Source organism: Bacillus sp. FSL K6-1284, assembly GCF_038002625.1.
Classification (GTDB): domain Bacteria; phylum Bacillota; class Bacilli; order Bacillales; family Bacillaceae; genus Bacillus; species Bacillus paralicheniformis.
Map to the genome: position 1 here is coordinate 4,356,227 of NZ_JBBOCW010000001.1, position 19,802 is coordinate 4,376,028.

General features: G+C 46.7%; 22 protein-coding genes and 3 tRNA genes. 11 read left to right on the top strand and 14 right to left on the bottom strand.

Annotation, left to right across the window (positions count from 1 at the left end):
• Positions 1–9: 9 nt before the first annotated feature.
• From MHB72_RS22100 to MHB72_RS22120, 5 genes are all read right to left on the bottom strand, one after another.
• Positions 10–86 (bottom strand) — tRNA-Asp (locus tag MHB72_RS22100).
• Positions 87–174: 88 nt separating this feature from the next.
• Positions 175–246, bottom strand: a tRNA-Glu gene (locus MHB72_RS22105).
• Positions 247–253: 7 nt separating this feature from the next.
• Positions 254–329: transfer RNA gene (locus MHB72_RS22110), tRNA-Lys, on the bottom strand.
• A 224-nt stretch (positions 330–553) separates the two neighbouring features.
• Positions 554–967, bottom strand: coding sequence for an NUDIX hydrolase (locus tag MHB72_RS22115; RefSeq protein WP_216919080.1), 414 nt, complete (start codon positions 965–967; stop codon positions 554–556).
• 63 nt (positions 968–1,030) lie between these two features.
• On the bottom strand, positions 1,031–2,323 hold the full coding sequence (locus tag MHB72_RS22120) for an adenylosuccinate synthase (RefSeq protein WP_216919078.1): 1,293 nt from the start codon (positions 2,321–2,323) through the stop codon (positions 1,031–1,033).
• A gap of 265 nt (positions 2,324–2,588) precedes the next feature.
• Here MHB72_RS22120 and MHB72_RS22125 point away from each other — a divergent pair, with 265 nt between their 5' ends.
• The gene (locus tag MHB72_RS22125; RefSeq protein WP_020453622.1) at positions 2,589–2,855 is read left to right on the top strand and encodes a holin; all 267 of its coding nucleotides are present in this window, start codon (positions 2,589–2,591) and stop codon (positions 2,853–2,855) included.
• Positions 2,856–2,872: 17 nt separating this feature from the next.
• Here the strand turns inward: MHB72_RS22125 and dnaB are convergent, their stop codons facing one another.
• Complete coding sequence (dnaB, locus tag MHB72_RS22130; RefSeq protein ID WP_020453623.1) at positions 2,873–4,237, bottom strand: replicative DNA helicase; 1,365 nt, start codon at positions 4,235–4,237, stop codon at positions 2,873–2,875.
• Positions 4,238–4,420: 183 nt separating this feature from the next.
• On the opposite strand from dnaB, the gene MHB72_RS22135 reads away from it, so the two are divergent.
• Entirely contained in the window at positions 4,421–4,618 is a 198-nt protein-coding gene (locus tag MHB72_RS22135) for a DUF2188 domain-containing protein (protein ID WP_020453624.1), read from the top strand.
• A 33-nt stretch (positions 4,619–4,651) separates the two neighbouring features.
• On the opposite strand, the gene MHB72_RS22140 is transcribed toward MHB72_RS22135, so the two are convergent.
• A complete protein-coding gene (locus MHB72_RS22140) occupies positions 4,652–4,879 on the bottom strand; it encodes a hypothetical protein (RefSeq protein WP_436967730.1) in 228 nt (75 codons plus the stop codon).
• 133 nt (positions 4,880–5,012) lie between these two features.
• On the opposite strand from MHB72_RS22140, the gene MHB72_RS22145 reads away from it, so the two are divergent.
• The 7 genes from MHB72_RS22145 to nagE all read left to right on the top strand — a co-directional run bounded on the left by MHB72_RS22145 (position 5,013) and on the right by nagE (position 11,550).
• Positions 5,013–5,165, top strand: coding sequence for a YycC family protein (locus MHB72_RS22145; protein WP_020453626.1), 153 nt, complete (start codon positions 5,013–5,015; stop codon positions 5,163–5,165).
• A gap of 57 nt (positions 5,166–5,222) precedes the next feature.
• Positions 5,223–6,428, top strand: a complete 1,206-nt coding sequence (locus tag MHB72_RS22150; RefSeq protein WP_020453627.1) for a CynX/NimT family MFS transporter — start codon at positions 5,223–5,225, stop codon at positions 6,426–6,428.
• Between the two features lie 131 nt (positions 6,429–6,559).
• On the top strand, positions 6,560–7,810 hold the full coding sequence (gene nagA, locus MHB72_RS22155) for an N-acetylglucosamine-6-phosphate deacetylase (RefSeq protein ID WP_216919074.1): 1,251 nt from the start codon (positions 6,560–6,562) through the stop codon (positions 7,808–7,810).
• Positions 7,807–8,553: a glucosamine-6-phosphate deaminase gene (nagB, locus tag MHB72_RS22160; protein ID WP_216919072.1), complete on the top strand. Its 747-nt coding sequence runs from the start codon at positions 7,807–7,809 to the stop codon at positions 8,551–8,553. Before nagA ends, nagB begins: the two co-directional genes overlap by 4 nt.
• Positions 8,550–9,281 (top strand): GntR family transcriptional regulator, encoded by a 732-nt coding sequence (locus MHB72_RS22165; protein ID WP_020453630.1) that lies wholly within the window; start codon positions 8,550–8,552, stop codon positions 9,279–9,281. The genes nagB and MHB72_RS22165 overlap by 4 nt, the downstream gene beginning before the upstream one ends.
• A complete protein-coding gene (gene murQ / locus MHB72_RS22170; RefSeq protein ID WP_216919070.1) occupies positions 9,278–10,174 on the top strand; it encodes an N-acetylmuramic acid 6-phosphate etherase in 897 nt (298 codons plus the stop codon). The genes MHB72_RS22165 and murQ overlap by 4 nt, the downstream gene beginning before the upstream one ends.
• A gap of 2 nt (positions 10,175–10,176) precedes the next feature.
• Complete coding sequence (nagE, locus tag MHB72_RS22175; RefSeq protein ID WP_020453632.1) at positions 10,177–11,550, top strand: N-acetylglucosamine-specific PTS transporter subunit IIBC; 1,374 nt, start codon at positions 10,177–10,179, stop codon at positions 11,548–11,550.
• 44 nt (positions 11,551–11,594) lie between these two features.
• Here the strand turns inward: nagE and rplI are convergent, their stop codons facing one another.
• From rplI to MHB72_RS22195, 4 genes are all read right to left on the bottom strand, one after another.
• Entirely contained in the window at positions 11,595–12,044 is a 450-nt protein-coding gene (gene rplI / locus MHB72_RS22180; protein ID WP_020453633.1) for a 50S ribosomal protein L9, read from the bottom strand.
• The gene (locus MHB72_RS22185; RefSeq protein WP_145653928.1) at positions 12,041–14,023 is read right to left on the bottom strand and encodes a DHH family phosphoesterase; all 1,983 of its coding nucleotides are present in this window, start codon (positions 14,021–14,023) and stop codon (positions 12,041–12,043) included. The genes rplI and MHB72_RS22185 overlap by 4 nt, the downstream gene beginning before the upstream one ends.
• Before the next feature lie 35 nt (positions 14,024–14,058).
• Positions 14,059–14,988 carry a YybS family protein gene (locus MHB72_RS22190; RefSeq protein WP_020453635.1) on the bottom strand — a complete coding sequence of 310 codons (930 nt, stop codon included), beginning with the start codon at positions 14,986–14,988 and terminating at the stop codon, positions 14,059–14,061.
• A 216-nt stretch (positions 14,989–15,204) separates the two neighbouring features.
• Positions 15,205–15,345, bottom strand: a complete 141-nt coding sequence (locus tag MHB72_RS22195; protein ID WP_020453636.1) for a hypothetical protein — start codon at positions 15,343–15,345, stop codon at positions 15,205–15,207.
• 159 nt (positions 15,346–15,504) lie between these two features.
• On the opposite strand from MHB72_RS22195, the gene MHB72_RS22200 reads away from it, so the two are divergent.
• Positions 15,505–15,981 (top strand): spore coat protein, encoded by a 477-nt coding sequence (locus tag MHB72_RS22200; RefSeq protein ID WP_023856805.1) that lies wholly within the window; start codon positions 15,505–15,507, stop codon positions 15,979–15,981.
• A 42-nt stretch (positions 15,982–16,023) separates the two neighbouring features.
• On the opposite strand, the gene MHB72_RS22205 is transcribed toward MHB72_RS22200, so the two are convergent.
• The gene (locus MHB72_RS22205; protein WP_020453638.1) at positions 16,024–16,443 is read right to left on the bottom strand and encodes a universal stress protein; all 420 of its coding nucleotides are present in this window, start codon (positions 16,441–16,443) and stop codon (positions 16,024–16,026) included.
• A 17-nt stretch (positions 16,444–16,460) separates the two neighbouring features.
• A complete protein-coding gene (locus MHB72_RS22210; protein WP_020453639.1) occupies positions 16,461–17,927 on the bottom strand; it encodes a SulP family inorganic anion transporter in 1,467 nt (488 codons plus the stop codon).
• 213 nt (positions 17,928–18,140) lie between these two features.
• On the opposite strand from MHB72_RS22210, the gene MHB72_RS22215 reads away from it, so the two are divergent.
• Positions 18,141–19,442, top strand: coding sequence for an MFS transporter (locus tag MHB72_RS22215; protein WP_023856804.1), 1,302 nt, complete (start codon positions 18,141–18,143; stop codon positions 19,440–19,442).
• Between the two features lie 77 nt (positions 19,443–19,519).
• On the opposite strand, the gene rpsR is transcribed toward MHB72_RS22215, so the two are convergent.
• Positions 19,520–19,759 carry a 30S ribosomal protein S18 gene (rpsR, locus tag MHB72_RS22220; RefSeq protein WP_003178022.1) on the bottom strand — a complete coding sequence of 80 codons (240 nt, stop codon included), beginning with the start codon at positions 19,757–19,759 and terminating at the stop codon, positions 19,520–19,522.
• Positions 19,760–19,802: the final 43 nt, after the last annotated feature.

Below are 19,802 nucleotides of genomic sequence, written 5' to 3' on the forward strand. Positions count from 1 at the left end.
TATTTAAAATGGCGGTCCGGACGGGACTCGAACCCGCGACCTCCTGCGTGACAGGCAGGCATTCTAACCAACTGAACTACCGGACCTTGCATATTTACAGTACCTGCTTCGGAGAAGAATCGTGGTCTCCTCCGGAGCAAGCGGGGATTTAGCAATTACGCTAAAGTAAATCAATGACCCGTACGGGATTCGAACCCGTGTTACCGCCGTGAAAGGGCGGTGTCTTAACCGCTTGACCAACGGGCCAGGGAAATGGTGAGCCATGAAGGACTCGAACCTTCGACCCTCTGATTAAAAGTCAGATGCTCTACCAACTGAGCTAATGGCTCAAGATTAAATTACACCCTTAGATTTAATCTGAAATAACGACGTCCACATCTCAGGAAGCTTTTTCGAGATGTCTCTCGATGTGTACGCTGAAGCGAATTCTCCGAAGCTTATTCGGACGTGCTCTACCAACTGAGCTAATGGCTCGTTTCGTTGTTTTCGCAACAACGAGATTTATATTATCATAGAACGAACAGAAGTGGCAATATATTTTTTTATTTTTTTATTATTTTTTCCCTTCGTGATGATACTCCGCCCCTTCGCGGTTCAGCCAGTGCATGATTCCGTTCGGATGGAATACAGACAGCAGCCGGTCAGCTTCATGAAGCGGCATCCACTTGGCTTCAACAATGTTCTCGTCAAACGTGATGGCATCCGGACGATCGGTGATCCGGGCTCTAAAGACGATGAAATATACATGCTCGCCGCCGATAATCGCTTCATTTATAGCTAATATATCAAGAGGCTGAATTCCGTAGCCTGTTTCTTCCTTCATTTCTCTCGCCGCGGCTTCTGTTAGCGATTCTCCAGCTTCCGCCTTGCCGCCCGGCAGCGTCCACGATTGATTTTTCTTATTTTTCACCATCAGGATGTTTCCGTTCTCTTCCACGAATGAATATACAACATCGACACGTTCCACCCGTTTGCCCTCCTTGTCCTTGAAAAACAAAGCCCCTGCGAACTGCAGAGGCTCTTCTGGAATTTAGTTCGGACGATAAACGCTTCTCACCACATTTGTTTGAGAGCGGTCAGGACCGACTGAGAAAATAGAAAGCGGAATGCCTGTCAGCTGAGAAACTCGCTCTAGATAATGGCGGGCATTTTCAGGCAGATCGCTCAAGTTTTTCGCTCCTGTGATATCTTCTGTCCAGCCCGGCATTTCTTCATAGACAGGCTCACATTCAGCGAGCGCTTTTAAGCTTGCCGGGAACTCTTCGAGGATCTCGCCGCGGTATTTGTAAGCGACACAGATTTTCAATGTTTCAATACCGGTCAATACGTCAATTGAATTTAATGAAAGGTCGGTAATTCCGCTGACGCGGCGGGCATGGCGGACAACCACGCTGTCAAACCAGCCGACGCGGCGCGGGCGCCCTGTTGTTGTTCCGTATTCGCGGCCGACCTCACGGATTTGGTCTCCGATCTCATTGTTCAGCTCTGTCGGGAACGGCCCGTCTCCGACACGCGTTGTGTAAGCTTTCGATACACCAACGACATGCTGGATTTTTGTCGGTCCCACACCTGAGCCGATCGTTACGCCGCCGGCGACAGGGTTTGAAGATGTAACAAACGGATATGTTCCTTGGTCGATATCAAGCATAACCCCTTGCGCCCCTTCGAATAAGACGCGGCGGCCGTCATCAAGCGCGTCGTTTAAGACGACGGACGTGTCGCAGACATATTGTTTGATCTGCTGGCCGTACTCATAGTATTCGTCTAAAATGTCATCTATTTTAAATCCTTCCGCATCGTACATTTTTTCCAGCAGACGGTTTTTTTCTTCTAAATTGCGGGCGAGCTTTTCTTCAAAGACTTCTCTATCCAGCAGATCGGCGATGCGGATTCCGACGCGAGCGGCTTTGTCCATATAAGCCGGGCCGATTCCTTTTTTCGTCGTGCCGATTTTATTGGCCCCTTTCCGCTCTTCTTCGACCGCATCAAGCTTTAAATGATACGGCAGAATGACATGGGCCCTGTTGGAGATTCTCAAGTTGTCCGTGCTGACGTTCCGCTCATGAAGATAAGCCAGCTCCGTCACCAATGCTTTCGGATCAACAACCATTCCGTTGCCGATCACACACGTTTTATCCTTATAAAAAATACCGGATGGAATCAAATGCAGTTTGTACGTTACCCCGTTGAATTTAATTGTATGTCCTGCGTTATTTCCGCCTTGGTACCGTGCGATTACCTCTGCGTTTTCGGAAAGAAAATCGGTGATTTTGCCTTTTCCTTCGTCACCCCACTGCGTACCTACAACAACTACTGAAGACATATCCGTGCACCTCCGTTAACCTTTTCAAACGATATCAATATCAAACACATTCAGTTTATCAGTGTCATCCCGCAAAGTCAATCGGAAATCCGAACATTAATTTTAACACCAAACACATTTGTTCGTTATTATAAAGCAAATTTCATATATTTTCTTTTTAATAGACAGTCTGTAAGTCAAATCTTAAAAATAAGCGTTTTTCTTGGACAAAGACACATAAAAAACCGGCAACACAAATATTCAATAAGTAAGGAGGGAGATGCCGATGGAGACGGTATTAATTTTTGCATCTGTTTTATCGCCGATTATTTTGGCGCTGGTCGAATTGGTGAAGAAGACGTTCAAGGTGCCGAAAAACTTGATTCCGCTCGTTTCACTCTTGATAGGTTTGCTGATCGGGGCCGCAGCATATCCTTTTACAGACCTTGAACTCGTGCTCCGTTTATGGTCCGGAGGACTTGCCGGATTAACCGCAACGGGGTTATTTGAAATCGGTAAAAACCGCAATGCAAGAAAAAAGAAAAATCCCTGAGAGCATGTCTCAGGGATTTAAGCACCAGGCGCAACACCCGCGTCATCAAACCGGCGTTCAAGGTTGACGAACTTATTGTATTCTTTTACAAAAGCGAGTGAGACGGTCCCGACCGGGCCGTTCCTTTGTTTTGCAATAATGATTTCAATGATGTTTTTATTCTCAGATTCTTTGTCATAGTAATCATCGCGGTACAGGAACGCAACGATATCGGCGTCCTGCTCGATACTTCCCGATTCCCGGATGTCCGACATCATCGGACGCTTGTCCTGGCGCTGCTCGACGCCCCGGGAAAGCTGTGAAAGGGCGATGACTGGAACTTCAAGCTCCCTCGCCAGCGCTTTCAGTGCACGGGATATTTCCGACACTTCCTGCTGACGGTTGTCACTTGATCTGCCGCTTCCTTGGATGAGCTGCAGGTAGTCGATCAAAATCATGCCGAGGCCGTTCTCCTGCTTTAACCGTCTGCACTTGGAACGGATTTCGCTGACGCGGATCCCCGGTGTATCATCGATGAAAATACCGCTGTTTGATAAGCTTCCCATCGCCATTGTCAGCTTGCCCCAATCTTCTTCCGTCAGGTTTCCGGTCCGGAGATTCTGGGCGTTGATGTTGCCTTCCGCACAGAGCATCCGCATGACCAGCTGTTCGGCGCCCATCTCAAGGCTGAAGATCGCGACGCTTTCATCGGTTTTAGTCGCCACGTTTTGGGCGATGTTTAAGGCAAAAGCAGTTTTACCGACTGACGGACGGGCGGCTACGATGATCAAATCGTTTCTTTGAAAGCCCGCCGTCATTCGGTCAAGCTCGGTAAAACCTGTCGGGATCCCGGTAATGTCCCCTTTTCTGTTGTGGAGCTGTTCGATATTATCGTAAGTTTGAACGAGCACATCTTTAATATTTTGAAAGGCCCCGGAGTTTTTGCGCTGGGCGACTTCCATAATCGTTTTTTCTGCTTCGCTTAAGAGGTCTTCGACTTCATCCTCCCTTGTATATCCGTCTTGAGCAATCGTCGTTGCCGTACGGATCAAGCGGCGGAGAATCGATTTTTCTTCCACGATTTTTGCATAATACTCTATATTAGCCGCAGTCGGCACAGAATTTGCAATATCCGTCAAATAAGAAATACCGCCAACCTCTTCCAAAAGGTCCGTGTTCGCAAGCTCTGATGTCACCGTCACCAGGTCTACAGGCTCGCCGCGGTCTCCAAGAACAAGCATGGCGTTATATATTTTTTGGTGCGACATTCTGTAAAAATCATCTGGAATCAAGACTTCTGACGCCAAAGTTAAAGCTGATGGTTCTAAAAAAACAGCACCTAACACGGCCTGTTCGGCTTCGATATTTTGCGGCGGCAGCCTGTCATTCAGAAGATCTGTCATGTTAAGCACCGTCCTCCCATTTAAAAATAATCCAACGTCTATTTTACCATTTTTACAGAAAAAAAGTAGACTCGCTTTTTGTAGAAATATTTTCATAGAAAGGGAGAACGGCAATGAGGATGTTTGCTCCCCTGATTTATCCGGGAAAACAAATCAATAACATGTTTGGGGAGGTTGTTTTTCATGAAGGTCTATATGGTGACACCAAATGCCGAGACGGACGGATGGTTTTTGAAACTGGAAGATACGGCGCCTGTTGAGCTTTATGACACAAGGACAGAGGCCGTAGAAAAAGGAGAAGAGATGGCGAAAGAGAATCGTCCTGCGAAGCTTGTCATCTATGACCGGCAGGACAACAAAGAAGACGAACGGTCTTATTAAACACCTCGGCCGAGGTGTTTTTTTATTCCACTATTAATCCAGCCGGCTGTTCCAATAGTTTTTCATAAGCATGCTGACCATCAAATCGGTCGCATGTTGGTACAAATCCCATTCTTCATAGGCCGCAAATTTCATCCGCAGCGTTTGCAGCACATTGCGCATATCTTTGTATTCTTCAAATGTGTAAAGCCCTTTCGCTCTGATCTGCTGTTCATACAATTTCTTTTTCAGCACAGATAATGTCGAATTCAAGACGATCACCTCCTCTTTATTTATATCGCTTTTTTCTTTTTCTTCCAACTCACTTGTCATATGATGTTACAATATATATCGGAGTCAATATTCACTGTTGCGTACTCTGTACACTGGGGTACAATATAAAATGGAGGACTTTATGAAACCTTTACAAATATCTGCCGAAACGGCGCAAAAACTTTCGGAAAGCTTAAATCTTCCTCTTGAACAAATCATGCATATGCCGCAGCATATCCTGCTTGCGAAAATTGCCGAAATTCAGAAGCAAGATCAAAAAAGTAACCTTGGATGATGTTCCGGGTTTCTTTTTCATGTCACTTTTCCACCTGAAAGCAAAGGAGAATACAGCATGCATTACATTGACGCTCGACGCCCTCGTTTGAACAATATCTTATTGATTGCAGGAATCATATTTATCGCTTTTAATTTAAGACCGGCTATTACATCTGTCGGGCCATTGATCAGTTCGATCCGCTCGGATATGGATTTGACGAACGGCATGGCCGGCTTCTTGACGACGCTGCCGCTGTTATCTTTCGCCGTCCTGTCCCCCATCGCCCCTAAGCTCGGACAGAAGCTGGGCAATGAGAGAACCCTCTGGGTCGGATTGGTCATCTTATTGATCGGGATTTTGCTGCGCTCTTACGGAGAAGCTTTCACACTATTTGCGGGAACCGCATTGATCGGAGTCGGCATCGCCATCTCCAATGTGCTCTTGCCCAGCCTGATCAAACATAAATTTCCTGACAAAGCGGGAATTATGACAAGTTACTATACGACAGCCATGTCGATTTTTGCGGCGCTCGCTTCAGGGATCAGCATTCCGCTGTCACACGGTTTAGCGTGGGGATGGAGCGCATCGCTTATGGTCTGGGCCGGTCTCGCGTTTGTTGCGATTTTGATCTGGGTTCCCCAGCTCCGCTATCATGATACGGGAAACCGTACGGTCAGCTTAAAGACGGACGGCCAAACGGTCTGGCGCTCGAAAATCGCCTGGCAGGTCACATTCTTTATGGGCATACAGTCGTTCTTGTTTTACTGCACGATCGCCTGGCTACCTGAAATTCTCCGTTCGCATGGGATGAGCATGTCGCTTGCCGGCTGGATGCTGTCGCTGATGCAGTTCGCCAGCCTCCCGTCGACATTTTTGACTCCGGTTCTTGCCGGGCGGTTCCGAAACCAAAAAAGCATCGTGCTGGCCCTTGGCATCCTATACTTGGCGGGGATGTCAGGGCTATTGTACGGAGGCAATACAGCGATGCTGACGCTGTGGGTCATTTTAATCGGAATCGGACAAGGATCCAGCATCAGTTTAGCCTTGACTTTAATCGGGCTGAGAAGCGAAAATGCCGATCAAGCAGCGGCATTATCAGGAATGTCGCAATCAGCCGGATATTTGCTGGCAGCGATTGGTCCAAGCTTTGTCGGTTTTCTTTACGATCACATGCACTCATGGAACGGACCGATTTTACTGTTCATCGGTGCGCTGGTCGCTTTAATCGGTGCAGGACTCGGTGCGGGAAGAAATCAATATATTTATGCTAAAGCAGCATAACGAAGCCGGCAGATAAGCCGGCTTTTTTTTTGGAACATAACCTGACAACACAGCGGCTAAATGAAGTGTGATGCTGTATGATCAGATTTGACAAAATAATTCTCTTAATGGTCTAGACAACTAGAGTTGTAATGTTCTATACTGATGATAACGTTTTCAAGAAAGGACTTTTGACTGTGAAAACCAACCCATCCCAACGCTATATGTTTAAACATCTTCATATTTACAGTGAAAATGGAATGATAGAAGACGGATTTCTTCTGACGAATGGGGAAAAAATCGAGGCTTACGGACCAATGACTGATATTCCCGCTTCCGCCGCAACAGCAGAACAACTGACATTTCCGGAGAACTTCAAAGTGCTGCCGGGCATGATTGATGTTCATATTCACGGAGCAAACGGAGCAGATGTCATGGACGGAACAGCCGAGGCTTTGGAAACAATGGCCGAAGCCCTGCCGAAAGAAGGAACGACAAGCTTCCTGGCGACGACGATGACCCAGGATAAGGCCACGATCGAGCATGCGCTGGCAAACGTTCACCGCTATAAGGAAGCCGGCGGCCAGCCCGGGACCGCCGAAGTATTAGGCGTTCACTTAGAAGGCCCTTTTATTTCAAAGAAACGGTGCGGCGCCCAGCCGCCGGATGATATTATCCCGCCGGATCTTTCGTTATTTAAAGAATGGCAGCGCATCTCCGGGAATAACATTAAATTAGTCACACTTGCGCCAGAGCTGGAAGGGTCTTTGGAACTAATTTCCTTTTTGAAAGAAACAGGTGTCACGGCTTCCGCCGGCCACTCCGACGCCGGACTCAAAGAAATGGCAGACGGGATTAAGGCCGGCATCTCCCATGTCACCCATTTGTTCAACGGCATGCGGGGGCTGCACCATCGCGAGCCGGGGACGGCCGGAAGCGCCCTTCTGCATGATGAACTGAAGGCCGAAGTCATAGCCGACGGCATTCATGTTCACCCTGCGGTCGTCAAGCTGGCATTTCAGCAAAAACAGAAAGAAGGCATCATTTTAATTACGGATGCGATGCGCGCAAAATGCTTAAAAAATGGAACCTATACATTAGGCGGACAGGAGGTGTTCGTGAAAGGCGAAAAAGCCGTCTTAGAGGATGGTACGCTTGCCGGCAGCATCTTGAAGATGAACCAGGCTGCTCTGAACATGATGGATTTTACAGGATGTTCACTCGAAGATATCGTGTACATGACAGCGGTCAATCCCGCCAAGCAGCTTCATGTGTTTGACCGAAAAGGCAGCATACGAAGCGGGAAAGATGCCGATTTGATCATTTTAAATGAAAAAAATGAAGTTGTGATGACGCTTTGCAAAGGCGTGATTGCTTTCAGCAAAAGGGAGGTTTCACCATGAAAATCATTGAAGCTAAAGATTATCAGGACATGAGCCAAACGGCCGCCCGACTCATCATCGAGAAAGTAAACCGCTTATCTGCGCCTGTTCTCGGCCTTGCAACCGGAGGAACGCCTCTCGGCACATATCAGGTTTTAAGGGAAGATCATGCGCATAACAAAACGACTTACAAACACGTCTATACCGTTAACTTAGACGAGTATGTCGGCGTTTCCCCGGATCATGAAAACAGCTATACATTCTATATGAAAAAACAGCTTTTCGATCACATTGACATTCCGCTCAGCCATACCCATCTTCCGGACGGAATGGCTTGTGACCTGGACGCTGAATGCAGCCGCTATGAAGCGCTGATCGAGCGGCTTGGAGGCATTGATCTCCAAGTGCTCGGCCTCGGCTTGAACGGCCACATCGGATTTAACGAACCGGGCACCCCATTTTCATCGAAAACGCATAAAGTCGAACTGACACAATCAACGAAAGAAGCCAATGCCCGTTATTTTGATTCTTATGACGCCGTCCCGTCGCAAGCCATAACGATGGGCATTTCCACGATCATGAAAAGCAAGCAGATTCTGCTGCTCGTTTCAGGAGAGAAAAAAGCGGGCATCCTGGCGAAGCTTCTTAGTGAAGAACCAAATGAAGACACGCCCGCTTCTGTCTTAAAAACACACCAGAACGTCGTCATCATAGCGGACAGCGATGCTTTATCAATCGTGAAAGAAAGGGGTATGGCCTTTTGATCAAAAAAGATTCCCACATTCCGATTTACTATCAGATTGAGACCGAGATTAAAAAGCTTGCCGAAACAAAAGATTTGAAGCCCGGCGACCTCATTCCTTCTGAAAGAGAGTTTGCAGAAAAATATGAGGTAAGCAGGATGACCGTCCGGCAGGCAGTCAACAATCTCGTCAATGAAGGCATCCTCGTCCGACAGCGGGGAAAAGGAACATTTATTGCCGAGCCTAAAATTGAGCAGCCTCTCAAAGGATTGACAAGCTTTTCCGAGGACATGAAATCAAGAGGCATGAGACCCGGCACAAAAATGCTCGGCTTCGGCGTCATCCCGTGTGACCAGAGCACAGCGCGCAAACTGGAGATACATGAAGGGGCTTCCGTCTATGAAGTCAAACGAATCCGTCTCGCCGATGACATCCCGATGGCTTATGAAATCTCCTATTTGCCCGCCGACCTTATCAACGGCCTGACAGAAGACATTATGAGCGCATCTTTGTATGACTATGTCGAAAATACGCTCTCCCTTACGATTGACCGAGCCGCACAAACACTCGAGCCGGCGATTGCCTCTCCGGCAGAGAGCGAGCCCCTCGACATCGAGGAAGGCGCACCCGTCCTGCTCATCGAACGTTTGAGCTATTTGGACGACGGCAGACCGTTTGAAGTAGTCAAATCCGTTTACAGAGGCGACCGCTATAAATTCGTCATCGATATGAAGAGGGAAGAACAATGAAGAAGACAGAGGACACGAACGACAAAAGCAAAACACTTGATGAAATGAATGCTTTAGATATCGTCACCTTGATGAATGAGGAAGACTATACAGTCCCTCGCGCCATTACGCCCTGCCTTCCCCTGATCGCCGAGGCGGCGGATACGATTGTCAGCCGTTTTAAGCAAGGCGGAAGAGTGTTTACAGCTGGCGCCGGCACAAGCGGCAGAATCGCAGTCCTTGATGCCACAGAACTCTCGCCGACATTCTCTATTGACGAAAGCCGTTGGACCGGCCTGATCGCAGGCGGATATGACGCGATGTGGACGCCTCTTGAAGAAAATGAAGATGACCATGAAAAAATCGTCGCCGAACTGAAAGCGCAATCATTCTCGGAAGATGACGTCTTAATCGGCGTCACAGCTAGCGGCTCGACACCTTATGTCCTTGGCGCATTATCCTATGCCAAACAGCTCGGAGCCGCGTCTGTTTCGATTAGCTGCAACGCGGATACAGAAGCGGGCAAATTAAGCGATATCGCAATTGAGGTGCAAACAGGACCGGAAATTATCCGCGGTTCAACGCGGCTGAAAGCAGGAACCGCTCAGAAAATGATCTTGAACATGCTGTCAACAGCTGCAATGGCGAGGCTTGGCCGCGTCTACCAAAACGAGATGGTGAATATGAGACTGCTCAATCAAAAATTGGCCGGGCGAGCTGTCACCATTCTGATGAATACCACCGGATTATCACAGAATGAGGCCCAGCAAGCTTTAAAAGAAAGCGGCAATGACATCAAGGCAGCGATCTTTATGGTGTTGACAAACGGAACACTTGAAGATGCCCGCCGCTGTTTATCCCATGAAAATGGACATTTGAAAAAAGCGATTCAATATTACCGAAAGGGGTTTTAACTATGTTGGGATTTCTTCAAAATATCGGCCGCGCGCTCATGCTGCCGATTGCCGTTCTTCCTGCTGCAGGCCTCCTGCTCGCCTTGGGAAGAGAAGACCTGTTAAACATTCCGTTTATCGCCGCTTCAGGACAATCGATTCTTGACCAACTGCCGATCATCTTTGCGATAGGCGTTGCAATCGGTTTGTCAAAGGATGGCCACGGGGCCGCCGCACTATCCGGAGCCATCGGTTATTTTGTCCTGACAGGCGGCTTAGCAGCCATCAATGAGAACCTGAACATGGGCGTTCTCGGCGGAATTATTTCAGGTGTAGTCGCCGCCGTCATGTATAACCGCTTTAAAGATGCAAAACTGCCTGACTGGCTCGGGTTTTTCGGCGGAAAACGAAGCGTTCCGATTATGACAGCCTTCTGTTCCATTATTCTTGCAGGGATTTTCGGCTTCGTCTGGATTTACGCACAGCAGGCCATTGACGCCATTGGCGGCTGGATTATCCATGCTGGGGCATTGGGAGTCGGCATATTCGGTCTTTTAAACAGACTGCTCCTGCCGCTCGGCCTTCATCACATTTTAAACAATATGGTTTGGATGGTCTTTGGAGAATTTGCAGGCAAAACGGGTGACATGAACCGGTTCTTTGCCGGAGATCCAAGCGCCGGCGCCTTTATGACAGGGTTCTTCCCGATCATGATGTTCGGTCTTCCTGCGGCATGTCTGGCAATGATCGCGGCAGCGAAAAAGCATCGCCGCAAAGCAACGGCCGGATTGCTGATCGGATTGGCGTTCACATCATTTTTAACAGGTATCACGGAGCCGATTGAGTTCACATTCATGTTTTTATCGCCGCTTCTCTTCGGTATTCACGCCTTGTTAACCGCAAGCGCCATGACCGTGACCAATATGCTCGGTATCCACCACGGCTTTACCTTTTCAGCCGGGACGATCGACTACCTTTTAAACTTTGGAATCGCCACAAAGCCGCTGCTTTTGCTGCCGCTCGGTCTTGTATACGGCATTATTTATTTCATCATCTTTTATTTCCTGATTACGAAGCTCAATTTGAAAACGCCTGGACGAGAGGAGGACGATGACCAGGAAAACACACCTGTCAGCCCTGACACAGGATCGTCCAAATACGATACCCTTGCGGACAAATACATCGAAGCGCTTGGCGGAAAAGAAAACATCGAGACGCTGAACAATTGTGTAACCCGCCTCCGTCTCAAGGTCCGCGATGCTTCCAAACTGGATGAAAGCACGATGAAAGCCATGGGAGCAAAAGGATTCGTGAAGCTTAATCAGCACGATGTACAGGTGATCATCGGTACAGACGTTGAATTCTTGGCCAATGAAATGAGAAAACGCACTGAATAAAAGATAAGCCCCTTCTGCACTTTGCATGAAGGGGCTTTGTTATTTTATGATTGCTCTTTCACGTGAACTTTCAGTGTTGCTTGTACTTCTGGATGGAGTTTCACGGGAACATTTGTATATCCCAATGAGCGAATCGCATCGTTTAATTCGATTTTACGTTTGTCGATTTTTAACTGGTGGCTTTTTTGCAGCGCGTCCGCGATTTGTTTGCTTGTCACGGAGCCGAATAGACGGCCGCCTTCTCCGGACTTGGCTGAAAGTTCCACCGTGATGTCCTCAAGTTGTTTTTTCAGCTCTTTCGCATGTTTCAGTTCTTCAGCCGCTTCTTTCTTCTCTTTTTTCTTCTGGCCTTCAAGCGCGCTGATATTGGATGATGTCGCTTCAACAGCCAGCCCTTTTTTGATCAAAAAGTTGTGCGCGTATCCATCCGCTACATTTTTCACTTCGCCTTTTTTCCCTTTGCCTTTAACATCCTGTAAGAAAATTACCTTCATTTCTGAATGCCTCCTTCGAAATACTCGTCAATCGCTTCTTTCAGTCGGCGGAGCGTTTCTTCAACCGTGATATCGGTCAGCTGTGTCGCGGCATTGGTTAAATGACCGCCGCCCTCGAGCGCTTCCATGATGATTTGAACATTCACTTCGCCGAGCGACCTCGCACTGATGCATACCGTATTCTCGTCTCTTCTCGCCACAGCAAATGACGCTTCGACATCGCTCATGGACAGAAGAGAATCCGCGGCTTGGGCAATGATAACCTGGTCAAAATATTCGTCCGCCTCATCGTCCGGCAGCGATGCGATGGCGATGCCGTTTTGATAGAAAACGGTATGTTGAATGAGCTTCGCCCTTTTAATATAATGATCGGCGGTTTCTTTTAAAAACTTTTGCACCAATACGGTGTCAGCGCCTTTTGCCCGCAAATATGACGCCGCATCGAACGTACGGGAGCCGGTGCGCAGCGAGAAGCTCTTCGTATCGACAATAATCCCGGCCAAAAGGGCTGTTGCTTCGATCATGTTAATTTTTAAACGCTTCGGCTGGTATTCGAGCAGCTCTGTCACAAGCTCCGCTGTAGATGAAGCGTACGGCTCCATATAGACGAGCAGCGGGTCTTTAATAAACTCTTCCCCTCTTCTATGATGATCGATAACGACGATATTTTCAATTTTATTGACCAGCCTTTCTTCAATGACAAAGGAAGGCTTATGTGTATCAACGATCACGAGCAGCGTGTCGTCTTTCGCAATCTCAAGCGCCTCTTCCGGCGTAATAAACCTGGACCACAGTTCTTCGTATTTTTTAATTTCCCCGATCAATCTTTGAACGCTTGAACCGATCTGATTGGAGTCGATCACGACAAAACCGTCTTTGCCGTTTGCTTGTGCGACCTTCAAAATCCCGATGGCTGATCCGATCGAATCCATATCGGGAAACTTATGACCCATGATAATCACATTGCTGCTTTCAGAGACAATCTCCTTGAGAGCGTGTGAAATGACCCGGGCTCTGACGCGCGTCCGTTTTTCCATCGGATTCGTCTTGCCGCCGTAAAACTTCACTTTCCCGTTCGGCTGCTTGATTGCCACCTGATCTCCTCCGCGTCCCAGCGCCAGGTCAAGGCTGGATTGCGCCAAGTCGCCAAGCTCTTTCAATGATGCAACAGATGCACCGATTCCGATGCTTAACGTCAAGGAGATCGTATGAACGGATGTCTTCTCCCGAACTTCATCAAGGATCGAAAACTTTGATGCTTCAAGCTCGCTTAATATGTGTTCGTTTAATACACCGATAAACCGCTCAGAGGAAACCCGTTTTAAGAAAATGCCGTACTCTTGGGCCCACTGGTTCAAAAGCGATGTCACTTCACTGTTTATCGAGCTTCTTGTCTGGTCATCAAGCCCTTGTGTCACATCATCGTAATTATCGAGAAAGATGTAGGCAAGGACCGTTCTTTCATTTTCGTATTGTCTCTCAATCTGCGTCTGCTCTGTGACATCGAAGAAATAAAGCAGCTTTTCTTCCCGTTTGATAACCACATTAAATTTCCGCTCATTCAGCGTAATCGTTTCTGTGTCCACTTCCTGCTTAATCAAAGGGACGACAGATTCACAAGTATCATAAAGCGACCGGCCGACGAGCGTATTTTCATTAAAGCATGACGCCATAAAAGGATTGGCCCACTCGATATAGTACTGATCGTTAAACAGCATGATCCCGATCGGCATTTCGAGCAGCGCCTCTTCCCCGACTTTTTTCAGACGGTAAGACAGCGTCGATATATAATCGTCCAGCTCTTTTCTGATTTGGGAGTCCGCCCGCTTCAAAAAGTACAAGATGACACCCAGAATCAGAACGCCGGCCGCCCCTGCCACCCAATTAAAATAAATGTTGATGAGGACAGAAATGATTGTGACGACGATTAAAGAATATATGGGGTATCGAAATAACGGTTTTTCATAAAAACTTGGCACTCAAATCAACTCCTCACCATTGGAGAACATCGTGGCTACGATTTTTTTACTCTTTCTCTCAAGTTAAAGCCTATATCAATTATACCTAAGATGCGAACAAGGTACATTAGGGGCGAAAACAACCCGATAATTAAAAAAAGAACCGGCAGGACAGTTGGCAGTTTCTTGGCATGGCAAAAGTAAAACACAAATGAAAACCCTTGAATGATCAAGACAAAGCCCATGATGAGACTCGCATTTAGCAGAATGGAGTAATATATGCTGCCCTCTTCAACGGGAGCCAGCGACAGAAGAATCGTCAATAAATAGATCCAAATCATGCTTTGCGGAAGCCTCATATCCCTGAACGGTTTCAAAGACGGTATTTGGATGATGCGCCGAAGCACCGGCTTGGCGAGCAGGTGATTCAAAAACGCGGTGATTCCGGAAAATATCACAATGGCTGTCGGATATAAATATTGCGCCTGTTTGAATTGTTCATTCAGCAATTCGATCTGTTTAGCCGCTTCTTTATCATTTCCAAACTGTTTGATACTTGATTCAAAGGTTTTGATTGTTTCATTATATGCTTGATTGGCCGTCTCTATTAAGTTTAACCCGAGAAACTGAATGCTGATGAAAAGCAGCAGCACGATCGAAATCATGTATGTAACAGCTGATGCAGCAATCGCTTGGGCTGGCTCTTTTCTTCTGTAGAAAAAGCCCATGATCACACCCGCAGCACTTACTGGAATAGCAAACATCAGCCCGCCTAAGGAACCGGCAATCAACGAAACGGGTAAACTGACCAACCCTACCGAAATCCCGGGCTTTGGACCGTGCCTGATTGTTTGAACCATGGCAGGCAGCGGCAGCGTCAATAAAAGAATGGTTCCGATAAAAGGCATATAGAGGCTGATCATCAGCAAAACGGCAAAAATACTGACCATGATAGCGCCTTCTACTAAAGCTCTTGTTTGTTTCACTTGTTCACCTCGTATGTTTAAATGTCATGAATCAAAAAGAGCAGCATAGACGACTGCTCTTTTCTAACGCCGAAAATTTCATTTTCAAATAAAGACGATGAGATGAGCAGGTCTCGGCCTTCTCTCATTGTTTCTTTATTCTAACATAAGGTCAAATCGCAAGTAAAACGATCATAAGGCTTGAGAAAACGAGTAAATGTTCCATGTGAAACACTGTCAGTCGAGAAACCCCGACTTCTCTTTATTTTTCTTTCTCGCTTTTCTGATCAACAACAATATAATCAAAATTGCGATCAGAAGCGTCACGCGAAGCCCGCCGCTCAAGAATAGAAAAAAGTCCTTCAACACATCCAACACATTGATCACCTCTCATTGTTGTCACTTAGATGCAAAAATCCCGTATTATTTGATTTCCCCTTTCCAAAACGGTCTAAAACGTCCCTCCGATTCTTCTATTAACCTTTTGACTGCAATGGGCATATGCTGACTAAGAAAAAGCAATAAAGGAGAATCTGCATGACAACAAAAACATTGGCTTGGCATGAAACGATGGAGTTGCATGAACTGATCGCGGCCCAGTCTGTCGGATTGGTCAAGATCAAAAAAAGCATGAAAAAAATCAGCGATCCTCAGTTAAGACAACTTTACAGTGTTTCAGCGAAGGCATTGGAGCAAAATTTAAGGGAGCTTCTTCCCTTTTTGCCAAAAACCCCGGCATTTCATCGGGAGGAAGAACGGGCCGACCTGTATTTTGATGCGGGTGATCTGTTGGTATTGGCGAAAACGACCGTTCGAAACTATGCGATTGCGATCACGGAAACGGCGACGCCTGAACTCAGGAGAGTGTTTGTTAAACAAATCAATGCGGCTATTAAATTGCATGAGCAAATTTTTTATTTTATGTACCAAAAAGGCTTATATCCCGCCTATAATCTCGTTGACCTGCTAAAAGGCGACGCCATGCACGCGCAAAAAGCGATATCGATGAGATAAAAAAGCCAGCAAGGATAGGATCCTTACTGGCTCTGTTTTAGGCTATTTTACAATTAAAACCGGACACTTCACTCTTTTCGCCACTTTATGGCTGACACTTCCCAGCACCATTTCCTGCAAAGTGTTCAGCCCCCTGCTTCCGATAATCACGATATCAACATCATGATGGTTGGCGTACGATACTATCGTCGGGCCCGGCTCCCCGTGCTGCATCGTCATTTGATAGGGAACGGCCGATTGTTTTAATTTATTTTCTATCGACAGCAGCCTGCTGCGCCGTTCACGTTCGAGTTCTGCACGGTTTTCGCTATGCAGAACTTCATGTTTTGCTTTCGCATAATCCAATACATAAATAACGTCAACGACCGCCTGCTTTGACATGGAAGCCAAATGAATCGCATGATCGGCCGCTCTTTCAGAATGCTTTGAGCCGTCAGCAGCCAGCAATATATTTCTATACACCCTTCATCACCCGTTTCTTAGTGATTTGACACTGAACGATGAGGCTGATCATAAGTTGCCAGTTTTTCGACCAGCTTCCAGCTGGACTCATTTAAACCAATCAAGTCAACGTCTATTCCCTGATCTTTCATTTTCAAAACGACTTTATCGATAGCCGCCACAGCGGAATCATCCCATATATGGGCCTCTGAAAAATCAAGAATGACCTTTTTCGTTTGCTCATCCGTTTTAAAAGACTTTACGAAATCTTGAACAGATGCAAAGAAAACTTGTCCTTTGATGATGTACTTGATCGCATGTTCTTCTGACGTTTCTTCAATCTTCAATTTAGAAATTTTCGCCACGAAGAAGATCGCGCTCAAAATAACGCCGGCGAAAACCCCTTTTGATAAATCGTGGGTCGCCACAACGGTAATAACGGTCACAAGCATGACAATGGAATCCGTTAGCGGCACCTTTCTTAACATGCTGAACGAAGACCAGTCAAACGTACCGATCGATACCATAATCATCACACCGGCTAAGGCCGCCATCGGAATCTGTACGACCCAGTCGCCCAGCACCATGATCAAAAACATTAAGAAAACGCCGGCAACCAAAGTGGACAAGCGGCCTCTTCCTCCTGATTTCACATTGATCACAGACTGGCCGATCATCGCGCATCCCGCCATGCCTCCGAAAAACCCGGCGACAATGTTGGCGATGCCCTGTCCGCGGCTTTCCTTGTTTTTATCGCTTTCCGTATCCGTCATATCATCAACAATAGAAGAGGTTAATAATGACTCAAGCAAGCCGACGATGGAAAGCGCAAATGCTGTTGGAAAAATAATGGCCAACGTCTCAAAATTGAAAGGAATATTGGGGATCATAAAAGCAGGCAATGATTGCTTTATTTCTCCCAAATCACCGACAGTGCGCAAATCAAAATGGCCAAAAATAGCAAATGCAGTCATCGCAATAATGGCAACAAGTGCAGATGGAACAGCTTTTGTAAAGCGGGGAAGAACATAGATAATCAACAACGTAATCCCGACCACAACATACGTCATATTCGAAACTCCAACAAAATGAGGAACCTGCGCCATAAAGATTAAAATGGCGAGCGCATTTACGAAACCTACCATAACCGACCGCGGAATAAATTTCATAAAGCGCGCAATCTTCAGCACCCCAAATATCAATTGGATGATTCCCGTTAAAATCGTAGCAGCAAATAAATAATCAAGCCCGTGATCCCTGACCAAAGATCCCATCAAAAGAGCCATCGCCCCGGTCGCGGCTGATATCATCGCCGGACGGCCGCCCGTAAAGGAAATGACAACAGCAATACAAAAAGATGCGTACAAACCGACCATCGGGTCTACACCCGCAATGATGGAAAACGCTATGGCTTCAGGAATGAGAGCAAGCGCTACGACGATACCCGAAAGGATATCCCCCCGTACATTAGAAAACCATTCGCTATTTAATTGTTTAACATTCAAAGATTCAACACCTCGTTCGTAATCATTTGCTTCTAACTCTCATAGAAGCCATCTGTTTTTAACATGTTTCACTTTAGCAGACCTGTATCAAAATGTCTATATGGTTTTTTTCCGCGGCCGTTTACTCCCCGCAATCCCGTGGAAATGAACACGAAGAAATTAAGAATGTAATTTTGAAAAGAGTCCAATCTAATCATTAGAGGAGGTTTCAATATGGCGCAAGAGCTGGAAAAACGACCGGGGCATACAAGATGGTATATTTCTTCTTTATTAAGCAGCATGATCATTTTAAATTACTTTGACCGTGTTGCTATTTCAGTCGCGGCTCCTGCGATACAGGATTCCTTTCAATTGACGGCAACCCAATTAGGCATTGTCTTTTCCATCTATACCTATTCATACACGCTGATGCAGATTCCGGTCGGGAGTCTCTTGGACAAGTACGGCGTTGCCTGGGTAACAAGGGTCGGAATGACCGTATGGAGTTTTCTAACCATTATATTGGCTTTTTTACAGGGGAAATTGCTTCTTTATATTGTCAGATTTTTAATCGGGCTGACGAGTGCTTCAGCATTTCCTGCCGCTTCCAAAGCCACGGCCTTATGGTTTCCGCAAAATGAGCGCGGTCTTGCCAATTCCCTGTTCGACTCAGCGGCCAAGTTCGCAAATGTCATCGGTGCGCCTCTCGTTGCCTTTTTAGTCACGACATTTGACTGGCGAGCCGCTTTTTTAACGATTGGAATCATCAATGTACTATTTACCGTATTTTTCTGGATGTACTATGAACAACCCGATCGGCACAAACGAATCTCAAAAGAGGAGCTCCATTACATTCAAAAGCATAATGCCGTATCAGAGGAAGACATCTCGGAACGGACGCTCATTGCTTTAAAAGCAATGCTTGCAAACCGCAAAGCATGGGGGCTGATGATCGGATTCACGGGTTATGGCTATACATTCAACCTGCTCTTAACCTGGCTCCCGACTTTCTTTAAAGAAACATACGGAATGGATATTATGTCATCGGGGCTGTTTACTGCGGTTCCCTGGCTGATATCGACGATTTCCGGAATCGTTGTGGGCGGATGGCTCGTCGATTTTTTAATTCAAAAGGGGCATTCGAATACAAAAGTATACCAGACCATTATCGCAATCGGCATGAGCCTTGGATTTGCCTTTTTGGGAGCTGTCTTCACGCACAACATCACGATCGCGATCATCTGCATTTCCGTCGGCTTAGCCGGAATATCTGCGACTGCGCCCGTTGGCTGGTCGATATCAGCTGATATTGCACCGGCTGGTTCCATCTCTCTGCTTAGCTCAATGGTCAATTTGGCAAATAACTTATTCGGAGGGATTATCGCGGTTTCTTTAACGGGTTATCTGGTCGATGTGACCGGTTCATTTACGCTCAGCTTTCTAGTAGCCGGGTTTGTTTTACTGCTTGGACTCGTGTTCTACCTTGCAGTCCTCGGCGACATCAAACGGATACAGATTGACAAGCAGGAAACCTGAATGCTGCAGGAAACGACCCGGCTTTTGATGAATAAAAAAAGAACAAGACCGTATTGGGTCTTGTTCCTTTTATCGGCTTACTCGCCTGCTACGTATGGAAGTAAAGCCATTTGACGAGCGCGTTTGATTGCAACAGTCAATTTACGTTGGTATTTCGCGCTTGTTCCTGTTACACGGCGTGGTAAGATTTTACCGCGCTCAGAGATAAATTTTCTAAGAAGATCTACATCTTTGTAGTCGATGTGCGTAATGCCGTTAGAAGTGAAATAACACACTTTACGGCGTTTCGCACGACCGCCTCTGCGTCCTCCTGCCATCGTTATTTCCCTCCTTTCTATTCTGGTTTTGTTTTATTCGTCC